Here is a 12,029-nt window from a genome sequence, read left to right as displayed (position 1 = left end):
TGACTGCGGCCGACGTCGCCGCGGTCGGTGCGGCCACCGTCGACGGCGCCGAACCCCATGTGGATCAACGCATCCCGACGCTCGAGCAGGTGCTGCGGCTCTTCACGGGAAGCCGGGCCGCCGTCCTCATCGACATGGACTCCGGCCGGTATGCCGCCGCCGCCCTGGACGCCGTGCAGCAGGCGGTCGCGGCCGGCGACCTGCGAGCGACGCAGGTGATCTGGTGCGGCGCCCTCGACGCCGGGGCCGACGTGGTCGAGATCGACGTCAAGACCACCGCCGACGGCGTGAGCGTCGTCCTCCACGACGACTCGCTCAGCCGGCTCTGGGAGGTCGACCGTGACATCCGGGAGCTGACTGCGGCCGACGTCGCCGCGGTCGGTGCGGCCACCGTCGACGGCGCCGAACCCCAGGTGGATCAACGCATCCCGACGTTCGAGCAGGTGCTGCGGCTCTTCACGGGAGGCCGGGCCGCCGTCCTCATCGACATGGACTCCGGCCGGTATGCCGCCGCGGCCAGGCAGGTCGTGCAGCAGGCGGTCACGGCGGGGGACCTGCGTGCGACCCAGGTGATCTGGTGCGGCGACCTCGACGGGATGCGGGAGGTCCGGGCGGCCGACGCCGACGCGCGGATCTTCCTCTCGTGGGGGGAGGAGGCCCGCCTCGGTCCTCCGTCGGACGACCTCGTCGAGACGCTCCGGCCGGAGGCGTTCAACCCGCACTGGGCCTTCGTGGAGCAGGGTGGCCGGGCGTGGGCACGCGAGCACGACCTCGCGCTGTCCTGCTGGACCGTCGACGACCCCGGGGACATGACCCGGCTCGCCGAGGGCGGCGTCGACGCCATGATCAGCAACCGGATCGGCTTGCTCCTCGAGGTGGTGCGCCGTGACCGGTGACCACCCGGCATACGACGGGCCGGAGGTCGACCTCGACCGGGCACTGACCGTCGCGCTCGAGTGCGCCGAGATCGCGGCTGCGGTGCTCCAGTCGACGGATCGCGGCGAGGTGCGCACCAAGGCGCACGTCGCGGACGTCGTCACCGACATCGACCTCGCGACCGAGCGCGCCGTGCGCGCCCACCTGGCCACTGCGTTCCCCGGGCACGACGTCGTGGGAGAGGAGTTCGGCGGCACCGAGGCGGGCCGGCCGACGTGGTATTGCGACCCCGTCGACGGCACGACCAACCTCGCCGCCGGCCTGCCGTGGACCTCGTTCTCGCTGGGTCTCGCCGCCGGCCGACAACCGCTCGTCGGTGTCGTCGCCGACCCCTGGCGGCACGAGGTGCACATGGCGGTCGTCGGGCGCGGTGCCCACCGGCGGGGGTCGGACGGGCTCGACGTGCCCGTGACCGCCTCGCCCGCGCAGTCGCTCGCCGGCGCGGTCGTCCTCACCGAGTGGGCTTCCCACGTGCCGTGGCCGGGGATGCTCGAGCTGCTCGACGTCCTCGGAGAGGAGATGTGCACGACCCGGATCATGGGCTCGGGCACCCTGACCGTCGCAAGCGTCGGTGCTGGCCGGGCCGCCGGCGCCGTCATCGGCGAGTTCCACCCGGAGGACCACCTGGCCGCCGTCCTCATCGGGCTCGAGGCCGGCGCCGTCGTCCTGGACGGTCTGGGCCGGGCCTCGCGCTGGCCAGACGAGGGCCCGTTCGTCGTGGCCGCGCCGGGGGTCGCCGTCCGGCTGGGGGCCCTCGTTCGCGAGTCGGCCGCGGCAGCCGAGTAGCCGTCGCCCATCGGGCGCCACAGTAGACTCGCGTCGTGGACCGGTTGAGGGGGCTCGGGGTCGAGGCGGCGACCGTCGTCGCGGGCGGCGGGCGACTGCTCGGCCGCCACTGGCCGTGGCTGATCACGATCTACCTCCTCGGCGCAGCCGCGCACGGCGGGGTCCTCTGGCTGGCAGTGAACGTCAGCAAGCACCACTCGACGCTGGCCGGGCTGATCCTGCCGCTCGCGCCCATCGCCTCGCTCGTCGCCCTCATCCTGATGCTGCGCCGGCTCGGGCCCTCGCTGCGGTTCGCGTCCTTCTCGGTCGAGGGCCGGCCCGTCGTCGGGTCGGCGGGCGACGAGGGTGGTCAAGGTGATTCGGGCGGTCCGTCCGGGGAATCGCCTGCCCGGGCACGCTTCACGAGCCGGGCCACCGCCCAGCTCTCCCTCGTCGCCAGCCTGCTCGTCCCCTTCCTCACGCTCTACTCGACCCAGGGCTATCTCCAGGAGGACCGCCAGAGCTTCATCAACGCCGCGGCCTTCGACGAGTCGTTCGCCAACTCCGACGTCTTCTACGGCGGCACGGGGAACGCGACGCGGGTGCTGCTTGCCTCGACGACCACGGCCGTCCTTCTCGTCATCGTCGTGGCCCTTGTCCTGCGCCGGGTCTTCAACGCGCTCAGGCTCGCCGACCGCAACGTCCTCTTCGCGCTCATCGCGGCATACATCGAGGTGTTCTGGCTGTTCTCGGCGGCCAGCTACCTCGACCACTTCAAGAGCGATGCCCGGGCCTGGGTCCGCCAACGGACGGCGGTCGACTGGGTCACCACCCACTTCGACTCTCTCGTCTCGTTCCTTGGCGTCGTCGGGCGCCCGCTGCGTGCCGTAGACGATGCCTTCAACGCGGTCGTCACCTCCTCCGCCGCGATCCTCGTGATCCCCATCGCCTGGCTCGTGGTCGGCGCTGTGGTCTTCGGGCGCAAGCTCGACACCGCGACAGCACCACCCTTGGTCGTCGTGCCGGAGCGCGTGCACACCCGCGTGCAGCGGGTCCGCATCCGCGCAGAACGGCTCCCGGCGCCGGTCCGCAAGGTCGGGCGCGATCTCGGTGGCGACGTCCGCAACCGCTTCGCTGCCCTGGGCGACGCCCTCCGGCTCCTCGTCGTCACGGGCGCCATGTCGGTGATGCTGTTCTGCCTGGTGTTCTTCCTCGCCCGCTACGGCGAGTTCCTCATGGGCGAGCTGTTCAGAGTGGTGATCGGTCCCCGCGACCTCAGCACCGGCCTAGCCTTCTCGCCGTGGGTCGAGCTCGCGACGCGGGGCACCTACACGGTGCTCCTCATCGTCCTCGTCGCCACCGCGGTCGACCGCGTCGTGGGTCGTCAGGAGGCGCGCGCTGCCGCCTCGCCACCGGTGCCGGCCGTCCAGCCGTAGCGTCCGCGGCAACGGCATACCGGTGCCGCGTCGGCGCGGACGCTGTGGGCCTGTGAGGGTGGCCGGTCAGCGCACGGGCAGTGCGGCGTATGCCGGCTTGACCCACCAGATCCGGATCTCGCCGGGCACGGCGTCCTTGGCCGTCACGACCCACGTCGTGACGTCGTAGGAACGCGGGCGGGCGTCTTCCGGGGCAGGCTGGACGAGCTGGGTCTTCGGCGGGATCGGCGGTATGGGGCCGGGGGTCGCGTCAGGAGCGCACGCGGAGTAGGGGATCATCGCGTCGTTGACCTGGATGGGGTCGGGTTGCGAGCGCTCCCAGTAGCGCCCGTCGGTGCCCTCGATGCCGAGCGTGCACAGGTCGAGGGCAATGGCCGGATCGGCGACCCAGTGGGTCGTGACCTCCCACAGCTGCGAGTCGTCGGGGATCGAGACGGGGTGCGAGGCGCCGTCGATGGTCACGCCCGTCGCCCGCTTCACCGAGACGAGGCTGATGTCGGCCTCGATGGGGTAGCGGACGTGCCCGTCGTCGAAGTGGTCACGGAAGTGGACGACGCCGTCGGCGCCCGCGCTCTGGTGGGCGTGCAGGTCGATCGCCCACCAGTAGTCGTTGAGGCGCGAGGCGTTGCCGGCGAGCGCGCCGACCAGGGCGACCGGGACGAGCGCGAGCCCGATCCGGTTGCGCCGCCACCAGCCCGTCACGGCGCCTGCCCCACGTAGTGTCCTCCGGGGACGGTGATCGCGCCGGTCCTGGCCCACCGGGCGGCTGTGGCCGCGTCGATGCCGAGGTCGACGACGGCCTCGTCGTCGAAGCGACCGTCGTCGGTGGGGCTCAGGACGAGCGTGGCCCCCTCCAGGGCGTCGGGGGGTGCCTCGACGAGCACGGTGCACTGCCGCACGAGCCCGGGCGACGAGGCGCCGCAGTCGATCCGGCCACGGTCCAGCCCGACGGCGCTCACGACGTAGGTCCGACCCGACGACGCCCGGAGCTCGCCTGCGGAGAGCGTGGCCCGCTCGGTGCGCGCGCTCCAGGTGAACGACGCGACGACGATGACCCCGGGGGAGCGGAAGCCGGGCGGACTCCCGACGACGGCGCTCGTCGCCCCCCGGACGGTCGTCACCTCGAGATCGCCGCTACGGAGCGCGATGGTCTGGCCGACCTTTCCGGTGCGGTCGAAGGGCCGGCTCGAGCTCGTCGGATCGGGCAGGTGGCTCTGCAGGACCTGGGTCACGGCGAGCGCGACGAGGACAAGCAGCCAGGTCACCGTCCGCGCGCTGACGCGGTTCACGAACCCGCCGCCTTCATGGGCAGCGTCCCGGTCGCGACGACCGCCGGGTCCAGCCACTTCATCGTCCCGTCGATGGTGTCGGCGCGGAACGTGTGGCCGTCGACCTCGACGGTGACCGACGTGGGCGCCGGCTGGGTGTCCTTCTGCCGGAACACCCACGCGGCCTGGTAGGTCAGGCCGGGACCGACGTAGGCCAGCCGTGTGCTGTCCTGCGTGACGAAGATGCCCCACGGAGAGGCGGATTCGCTCGCGCCGACGTCGTCGCCGAAGCTGTCCTGATAGACGTCCGGCACGCCCTGCAGATGGACGGCCCGACCCAGGACGTCGCTGCCGACCGAGGTGGCGGTGTCGTTGCGGACGGTGCCGGCGACGGTGAGGAAGCGCTGTCCCGCCGGCGCCTTGCCCGGGGGCCCGAGGTTGGTCGTCCAGCTCGTGCGCGTGATGGTGATCGTCAGCGGCGCAGCCGTGACGGGCCGGCCTCCGGCAAGCGGGGCGACGGTCGTGTCGACCGTGCGCAGCCCGCCGAAGATCCCGGTGAGGGCCAGCAGGACCGCGCCCACGGCATACGCATAGTGCTGGAACGGCCGATCGGCGAGCCAGGTCCGCAGGCGTCCGGCCGGGTCCGTCGGCAGGGCCTGCTCACCCGGCTGACCCGCTTGGCCCGGCTGGACCGGATCGTTCGGCGCACGGTGGCGCCCGGCGCCGGGCCGTTGCCCGTCGACCGTCACCGCGTCCCCCTCAGCACGGCCGAAGCATACGTGGGTATGCCGGGAGCCTCCTCCTGCGCGACTAGGCTGCCTGCGTGGAAACAGCCGCGTCCGTCCTCGCCGTGACCGTGCTCGGGACCGACCGGCCGGGGATCGTCGCCGACGTCACGGCGGCGCTGGCGGGCGTGGGGGGCAATCTCGAGGACTCGACGATGACCCTGCTGCGGGGACACTTCGCGATGGTCGTGCTCGTCCGGACCGAACGGCCGGTCGCCGAGATCGAGGCGGCGCTCGCCCCGCTCACCACCGACGGGCGACTCGCCGCCCTCGTCCGGGCCCTGCCGGTGGGCGAGGCCGCTGCGCCCTCGGGGGCCGTCTTCACGCTGCGGGTGCACGGGGCGGACCGGCCGGGGATCGTGGCGGCGATCACGCAGGTCGTCGCCGACAACGGCGGCACGATCGTCGACCTGGGCACCCGGCTCTCCCGGGGCCTCTACGTGCTGACCGCCGAGCTGCAGCTGCCCGTCGGCGCGACGCCGGTGCGGCTGGAGGAGCAGCTGACCGCGGTGGCCCGGCAGGTCGGCGTCGAGGTGCACCTCGATCCGGTCGACGACGACCTGCTGTGAGGTGGACGGGAGGGTGGTCGTGAGCGAGGGCGCAGCCCGTCCGCGCCCGGCCTGGGTCATGCCCGCACTGCGTGCGGGTCGGGTCCGGCCGGTCGTCACCGCTCCCGACCCGGTGCTCGCGACCTGCGGCGAGCGCGTCGACCCGCGCGACCCGGTCATCGTGCAGCTTGGCGCTGATCTCTTTGCCACGCAGGCCGATTCGCCGGGCTGTGTCGGGCTCGCCGCCCAGCAGGTGGGTATCGCCGCGCAGGTGTTCAGCGTCGATGTGACCGGGCACGCGAAGACGCGGACGTGTCACGGCCGGTTCGTGCTGTGCAACACCGAGGTGGTCGCCGCCAGTCGCCGAGAGCGCGGGCGGGAGGGGTGCCTGTCGGTGCCCGACCTCACCGGCGACGTCGCCCGCGCCCGGAGGTTGACGGTGCGGGGCCAGCTCCCGGTGTCGGGGGAGTGGGTGGAGCTGCAGACCGACGGCTTCGAGGCGGTCGCGCTTCAGCACGAGATCGACCACACGCAGGGGCTGATCTTCCTCGACCGGGTCGCCGGGCCGGGCGCCGTCCACCCGCGGCGGACGTATCTCTGAGCCACCGGCACACAGAGTCGGTCAGGTGATCAGTTCTGCGCGTGCCCGCCCGCCGACCCCGTCATCGGTCGCTCGGGTCGCCTACAGTGGAGCCGCCCCCGTGGCCCAACCGGCAGAGGCAGGCGACTTAAAATCGCCCAAGTGCGAGTTCGAACCTCGTCGGGGGCACGCCAGGACGGTGCCGACCGGAACTGCCCCACCATTCACGCACAGAGACGAGGTCGTCAGTGCTGTTGCTCCCGTTCGGCGGGCACGAGCCGGTCGTCGACCCCTCCGCCTGGGTGGCGCCGGGCGCCTGGCTGATCGGCGACGTGCGGTTGCACGCAACGAGCAGCGTCTGGTACGCCGCGGTGCTGCGCGCCGACTTCGACCCGATCACGCTCGGCGAGGGCAGCAACCTGCAGGACGGCGTGGTCGTGCACACCGACGAGGGCTTCCCGACCGTCATCGGCCGGGGCGTGTCGGTCGGCCACCAGGCGGTCCTGCACGGCTGCCGGATCGGTGACGGGGTCCTCGTCGGCATGAGCGCGACGATCCTCAACGGCGCGACGATCGGCGAGGAGACGCTCATCGCGGCCGGCGCCGTGGTCCCCGAGGGCGCCGAGATCCCGCCCCGCTCGCTGGTCGCCGGGGTCCCGGCGAAGGTGCGCCGCGAGCTCACGGAGGGCGACCTGGTCCGGCTGCGCGCGAACAGCGTGATCTACGTCGAGCTCGCGGCGATGCACCGGGCGGCGCACGCCGACCTGGCGGCAGGTGCCGGCCCGGCGTCCACGGGGCTGGCCGGGAACAAAACTGGCCCGCCGAACGCATGAATGAGTAAGGAGTGCCGTCCGCGCACACGAGCGGGCCGCTCCCCGAAGGCTCACCTCGAGCCCACGACCGTTTTATGGAGGAAGCAGATGGCCGGCAACAACCCGGTGTTCTCCCGCATCGAGAAGCAGATGCACCAGCAGGGGTATGCCGGTTTCGGCCGCCAGAATCCCCCGAACCCCCAGGCGGGCCTCCCGCCGAACGCCTCGCCGCAGGACCTCGACGAGATGTACCGCCGCCAGTCGGCCGGACCGCTCCAGACCGGCCGGGTGACCTTCGACGACGTCGTGATGAAGACGTTGGGCCTGTTCGCCCTCGTCCTCGCCTCGGCCGGGGTCGCGTGGGTGCTCACCCGCGACATCCCGACGCTGCTCTTCCCGATCTGGATCGGCGGCATGCTGCTCGGCCTGGGCGTCGGGCTCGCGATCGCCTTCATGAAGAAGGTCAGCGTCCCGCTGATCCTGCTCTACTCCGTCCTCGAGGGCGCCTTCGTCGGGGCCTTCAGCCAGGTCATGGAGCAGCGGTTCCCCGGCATCGTCACGACCGCCGTGCTCGCCACGCTCGCGACCTTCGCCGGGATGCTCCTCGGCTACAAGGTCGGCCTGATCAGGGTCACCAGCAGGTCGCGCCGCATCTTCGGCATGGCGATCATGGGCTACCTGCTCTTCAGCCTCGTCAACGTCGTCGCCCTCTTCGCCGGCTGGACCAGCGGCTGGGGCTTCGGTGGCTCGGGCCTCCTCGGCATCGGGATCTCGATCCTGGGTGTCGGCCTCGCGGCCTACTCGCTCGCGATCGACTTCGACAGCATCGACCAGGCCGTCCGTGCCCAGGTCCCGGAGAAGTACTCCTGGCTCTTGGCCCACGGGCTCATCGTCTCGCTGGTCTGGCTCTACATCGAGATCCTGCGGCTCCTCGCGCGCATCCGCAACTGATCGCGCAAGCCGCTATGCCTCCGCCGAGATCGCCTGTGCCGCAGGAGGTCTCGGCGGAGCTGCGTCGGGTGGCCGAACGATGGCGGCAGCTGCCGCTGACCACCGCCGAGGCCCGTATGCCGCTCGTCCGGCGCCTGCTCGACACCCTCGCCGGCGACCTGGGTCCGGTCCCCGACCTCGGCCCGGCCGTGGTCATGGACCAGCTTGCGGTCCTCGTCCACGACGCGTGCGCGGCGGCTCCCCCAGGGAGCAAGGAGGCGCGGCAGGAGCTGGCAGGCCGTCTGACCGCGCTCCGAAAGACGTTGTGAGATCAGGCACTCGGACCGCGGGCACTCGAAACGGACCGATCTGCGAAACGGCTCGACCGCCGTCCGCAATTCGGCCCCGCGCTCCGGTCACGGAGATGGTGATCGGGCCCGGCCCCATCGTCGGTCCGGTCACCCTGGTCGGCCTCCCGCGGGCTCATCTACGGGGGGCTGCCTCACGGTCAGGACCCCCGCCGCGGTCAGGCCGTGAGGGCCTTCCGGACCCACCTCCCGGCCACCTCACTGGCGACCGTGACGGCCAGCGAGGCGAGCAGCAGGGTGGTGACGACCGGGAAGCGGAAGAGGTCGAGGTTCTCGGCGAACAGGCTCCCGAGACCGGCAGCCCCGACGACGCCCACGACGGCCGTGTCGCGAACGCAGATCTCGAAGCGGTAGAGGGTGTAGGTGACCAGGTGGTGTGACGACGGGGGCAGCACGGCCGCGAGCGAGGCGGCGACTGCGGGGACACCCGCGGCGCGCAGCGCGTCCCGCGGCCGCAGGTCGATGTTCTCCCAGGCCTCGGCGACCAGCCGCCCGAGGATCCCGCCGGTGTAGAGCCCGAGAGCGACCGCCCCCGGGAGGATCCCCGGGAAGAGCACCAGCAGGGCGATCGCGGCCCAGACCGTGGGTGGCACGGACCGTAGCAGCAGCAACAGCACCCGGGCCACGGGCCTCACAGCCGTCCGAGGGGTCCACCACCGCAGCGGCGGGTCCGCCAGGAACCGGACCGGTCGGACCCTCGTCGCCGCCGGCCCGAGAAGGACGGACAGACCGACGGCGAGGACCATCGCCAGGACCGCCATCGAGAGGGTGTCGAGGACCGCGCCCCCGAGCTCGGGCCAGCCGCCGGACGGCAACGCCGGAGGCACCATCTCGTCGATCAGGCGGGCGGTGAGCATGCGGGTCCGTGGTGCGACGAGACCGCTCCACGAGACACCCGAGGCGAACCACGCGACGACCAGGGCCGCCACCGCCGTCCCGGCCGACCAGCGGGCCCGGACCGATCGGGTGCGGCTGGTGGCGGCGACGCTGCCAGCAGACCAGTCGGAGCAGGACGCCACCGCGAGATCCGTGCGTACCGACGAGCTCCACAGATCCACCACTGCCGACAGCAGGACGACGGCGCCGATGAGGGTCCACACCTCGTCCCAGTTGCGCGACGACAGGCTGACGACGATCTCAGCGCCGAGGCCGCCGATTCCCACGACGCCGAGGACCACTGCGGAGCGGAGGGAGCACTCGAACCGGTAGAACGCATAGCTGAGCAGCAGCGGCGCTGTCGGTGGCAGGAGGCCGTAGGCGAGGGCGGGCACGGAGTGTGCCCCTCGGGCCCGCATCGCCGACAACGCCTGCCGGGGTGCGGCGTCGAGGATGTCGGCGTAGACCTTCGCGGTCTGGGCGCCGAAGGGGACGGCGATGGCCAGGACCGCCACGAGCGGGTCGAGCCCGAGCACGCTGAGGAACAGCAGGGCCCAGATCACCTCGTGGATCGACCGGGCCGCGACGAGCAGGGCTCGCAGCACCAGGCGTCCGGCGCGCACAGCGGGAGCCGGCTCGTCCCGCCAGGCGACGTCGGAGAGGATGACGGCTCCGAGCGCACCGATGACGAGGGCAGCGGCGGTGCCGAGGACGGCATACACCACGGTGACCCCGGCGGCGCGCGCCACCACCTCGAGGAAGGCGACGGAGTGGGCGGGGTCGCCGGCCGCGGCGAGCAACCGCCCGAGCACCGGTATGCCGTTGGCGTTGACGACGTCGGTCCCGGACCCGAGGGCCCGGGCGAAGGCCCAGATCGCCGGTGCCAGCACGAGGGTCACACCGACGAGCCGACGCCGCGTGACCGTCGACGCCCGGATGCCGAGGGTCTCGCGCGGCGGGCCGGGCCGCCCCTCGAGGCGCTCCCCGCGGGTGTCGAGGCTCACGCCGCGGTGTAGAGGTCGGCGAGATGTCGGTCGTCGACCTCCGCGACGGGCAGGTCGAGGACGACCTGTCCCCCCCGGAGCCCGACGACCCTGGTGCAGTGGCGTCGGGCGAGGTCGGGTTGGTGCAGGCTCACGACGAGCGTCCCGTCGGGCGTTGCGGTGCGGAGCAGGTCGAGGACCTCGGCCGCTCGGGACGGGTCCAGGCTCGACACGGGCTCGTCGGCGAGGACGAGGTCGGGTTCCTGGACGAGCAGTCTCGCGATGGCGACCCGCTGACGCTCGCCCCCGGACAACCGCTCGGTGCGTTCGTGGACCGCCCAGCCGAGTCCGACCGCCTCCAGGGCGGCCTCCACGGTCGGGTCGGTCCGCGAGAGGGCGAGCGCCGTCAGGGCCCGCGCGGTGTTCCACCGCCCGAGGCGCCCGACGTTGACGTTGTGCAGCACGCGCACCTGCTCGACGAGGTCGAGCCGCTGGCCGACCGTGCCGATCCGGCGTTGCGCCGCGCGCAGGCCGGCGGCGCGGAGCCCGGCGAGCGGCATACCGAGGATCTCGACCGTCCCGCCGGTGGGTGGGAGGGATCCGCCCAGCACCGAGAGCAGCGTGCTCTTGCCCGCGCCGCTGGCGCCGAGGAGGGCGACGCGCTCGCCGGGGTGCACGGTGAGGTCGATGCCGGACAGGGCGGTCCGGAGCCCGAACCGCTGTTCGACCCCGCACAGCCGGAGCACCGGGTCGCCCGAGGTCATGCCAGCAGGCCGAGATCCTTGGCGACCGCCTCGAGCTTGTCGTAGTTGGCGTTCGTCGTCGGGATGAAGGACGTCGTGCCGAAGAGGTCGAGAATGGTCGCGTCAGCCGGGACCCCGGACTTGAGCCCCAGGAGGGCGTCGGTGATCTTCTGGGTCGCTCCGGCGCCGTGCACCGCGTCGAGGTCGGGCCGCACGAGCCAGTGATAGTCGCTGTAGCCCGGGGTCCGGAAGAGGACGACAACGCGTGAGAGGTCGACCTTGCCCGCCTTCTGGGTCGTGGTGAACACCTGTTCGTTGACGGCGCCGATCTCGAAGCTTCCTGAGGACACGGCCTCGATCGTGGCGTCGTGCGACCCGGAGTAGCCCGGCTTTCCCTTGAGCGAGGACAGCTGCAGGCCCCCCTGCTTCATGAAGTACTCCGGCATGAGTCGACCTGAGGTCGAGGTCTGGCTACCGAAGGTGAGGGAGTGCCCGGCGAGGCTTCGGAGTCCGGTCAGGTCGGTGAACGGGGACAGCTTTGCCGCGGTGTTCGCGATGAACAGCGTGTGGAAGTCCGCGTCGATGTTGCGCTGCGCGATGGCTCGCGCCCCCGGCACCCGTGAGCGTGCCTGCACCCCGGTGAGGCCGCCCATCCACGACAGTCCGATGTCGCCGACCTCGAACGCCCGCACGACGGCGGCGTAGTCGGTGAGCGGCTTGTAGGAGACCTCCAGACCGGTGACGGCGGCGAGGCGGGAAGCCAGGGCGGGGTGGAGCCGGTTGAGCTTCTCGGGTTTCTGGTCGGGGATGGCCGAGACCGTGAGGGGTGCGCCGGAGCGCCCGCTCGAGGTCGTCGACGACGCGGAGGTGCCGCACCCGGCGAGCAGGGCGAGGCTGCCGCTCCCGAGCAGGAGGTGGCGGCGGCTGAGGGCGGTCAAGAGGGTCTCCGATCGGGGCGGGGAAAAGGATAGAGGCCCCCCTGTCTGCCGGGCGGGGCCT

The 12,029-nt window shown here is 72.4% G+C and carries 14 protein-coding genes and 1 tRNA gene; 9 read left to right on the top strand and 6 right to left on the bottom strand.

Translation table 11 applies throughout. From position 1 onward, the window contains the following. From Q0R63_RS12295 to Q0R63_RS12285, 3 genes are all read left to right on the top strand, one after another. On the top strand, window positions 1-896 hold an 896-nt coding region (locus Q0R63_RS12295), incomplete at its 5' end, for a glycerophosphodiester phosphodiesterase family protein (RefSeq protein WP_295697588.1). Next, window positions 886-1,722 carry an inositol monophosphatase family protein gene (locus Q0R63_RS12290; RefSeq protein ID WP_295697587.1) on the top strand — a complete coding sequence of 279 codons (837 nt, stop codon included), beginning with the start codon at window positions 886-888 and terminating at the stop codon, window positions 1,720-1,722. The genes Q0R63_RS12295 and Q0R63_RS12290, both read left to right, overlap by 11 nt. 35 nt (window positions 1,723-1,757) lie before the next feature. After that, window positions 1,758-3,137, top strand: a complete 1,380-nt coding sequence (locus tag Q0R63_RS12285) for a hypothetical protein (RefSeq protein ID WP_295697586.1) — start codon at window positions 1,758-1,760, stop codon at window positions 3,135-3,137. A gap of 66 nt (window positions 3,138-3,203) precedes the next feature. Here Q0R63_RS12285 and Q0R63_RS12280 read toward each other — a convergent pair whose 3' ends face one another. The 3 genes from Q0R63_RS12280 to Q0R63_RS12270 are packed head-to-tail and all read right to left on the bottom strand — an operon-like array spanning window position 3,204 to window position 5,154. Continuing rightward, window positions 3,204-3,839 (bottom strand): hypothetical protein, encoded by a 636-nt coding sequence (locus Q0R63_RS12280; protein ID WP_295697584.1) that lies wholly within the window; start codon window positions 3,837-3,839, stop codon window positions 3,204-3,206. After that, window positions 3,836-4,426, bottom strand: coding sequence for a hypothetical protein (locus tag Q0R63_RS12275; protein WP_295697582.1), 591 nt, complete (start codon window positions 4,424-4,426; stop codon window positions 3,836-3,838). The genes Q0R63_RS12280 and Q0R63_RS12275 overlap by 4 nt, the downstream gene beginning before the upstream one ends. Next, window positions 4,423-5,154, bottom strand: a complete 732-nt coding sequence (locus Q0R63_RS12270; protein WP_295697581.1) for a hypothetical protein — start codon at window positions 5,152-5,154, stop codon at window positions 4,423-4,425. The genes Q0R63_RS12275 and Q0R63_RS12270 overlap by 4 nt, the downstream gene beginning before the upstream one ends. A gap of 74 nt (window positions 5,155-5,228) precedes the next feature. On the opposite strand from Q0R63_RS12270, the gene Q0R63_RS12265 reads away from it, so the two are divergent. From Q0R63_RS12265 to Q0R63_RS12240, 6 genes are all read left to right on the top strand, one after another. Beyond that, on the top strand, window positions 5,229-5,759 hold the full coding sequence (locus Q0R63_RS12265) for an ACT domain-containing protein (RefSeq protein ID WP_295697579.1): 531 nt from the start codon (window positions 5,229-5,231) through the stop codon (window positions 5,757-5,759). A 19-nt stretch (window positions 5,760-5,778) separates the two neighbouring features. Then, window positions 5,779-6,339 carry a peptide deformylase gene (locus tag Q0R63_RS12260; protein WP_295697577.1) on the top strand — a complete coding sequence of 187 codons (561 nt, stop codon included), beginning with the start codon at window positions 5,779-5,781 and terminating at the stop codon, window positions 6,337-6,339. A gap of 94 nt (window positions 6,340-6,433) precedes the next feature. Beyond that, window positions 6,434-6,507: transfer RNA gene (locus Q0R63_RS12255), tRNA-Leu, on the top strand. A gap of 62 nt (window positions 6,508-6,569) precedes the next feature. Then, window positions 6,570-7,151, top strand: coding sequence for a gamma carbonic anhydrase family protein (locus Q0R63_RS12250; RefSeq protein ID WP_295697589.1), 582 nt, complete (start codon window positions 6,570-6,572; stop codon window positions 7,149-7,151). Between the two features lie 87 nt (window positions 7,152-7,238). Then, entirely contained in the window at window positions 7,239-8,081 is an 843-nt protein-coding gene (locus tag Q0R63_RS12245; RefSeq protein WP_295697575.1) for a Bax inhibitor-1/YccA family protein, read from the top strand. Between the two features lie 35 nt (window positions 8,082-8,116). Further along, entirely contained in the window at window positions 8,117-8,389 is a 273-nt protein-coding gene (locus Q0R63_RS12240; RefSeq protein WP_295697574.1) for a hypothetical protein, read from the top strand. A gap of 197 nt (window positions 8,390-8,586) precedes the next feature. Here Q0R63_RS12240 and Q0R63_RS12235 read toward each other — a convergent pair whose 3' ends face one another. The 3 genes from Q0R63_RS12235 to Q0R63_RS12225 are packed head-to-tail and all read right to left on the bottom strand — an operon-like array spanning window position 8,587 to window position 11,968. After that, the gene (locus tag Q0R63_RS12235; RefSeq protein WP_295697572.1) at window positions 8,587-10,308 is read right to left on the bottom strand and encodes an ABC transporter permease subunit; all 1,722 of its coding nucleotides are present in this window, start codon (window positions 10,306-10,308) and stop codon (window positions 8,587-8,589) included. Continuing rightward, complete coding sequence (locus Q0R63_RS12230; RefSeq protein ID WP_295697571.1) at window positions 10,305-11,051, bottom strand: ATP-binding cassette domain-containing protein; 747 nt, start codon at window positions 11,049-11,051, stop codon at window positions 10,305-10,307. The genes Q0R63_RS12235 and Q0R63_RS12230 overlap by 4 nt, the downstream gene beginning before the upstream one ends. After that, complete coding sequence (locus tag Q0R63_RS12225) at window positions 11,048-11,968, bottom strand: putative selenate ABC transporter substrate-binding protein (RefSeq protein WP_295697569.1); 921 nt, start codon at window positions 11,966-11,968, stop codon at window positions 11,048-11,050. The genes Q0R63_RS12230 and Q0R63_RS12225 overlap by 4 nt, the downstream gene beginning before the upstream one ends. Window positions 11,969-12,029: the final 61 nt, after the last annotated feature.

It is taken from the genome of Lapillicoccus sp. (assembly GCF_025353065.1).
Classification (GTDB): Bacteria; Actinomycetota; Actinomycetes; order Actinomycetales; family Dermatophilaceae; genus Lapillicoccus.
This window is presented reverse-complemented; position numbering and strand designations above follow the sequence as displayed.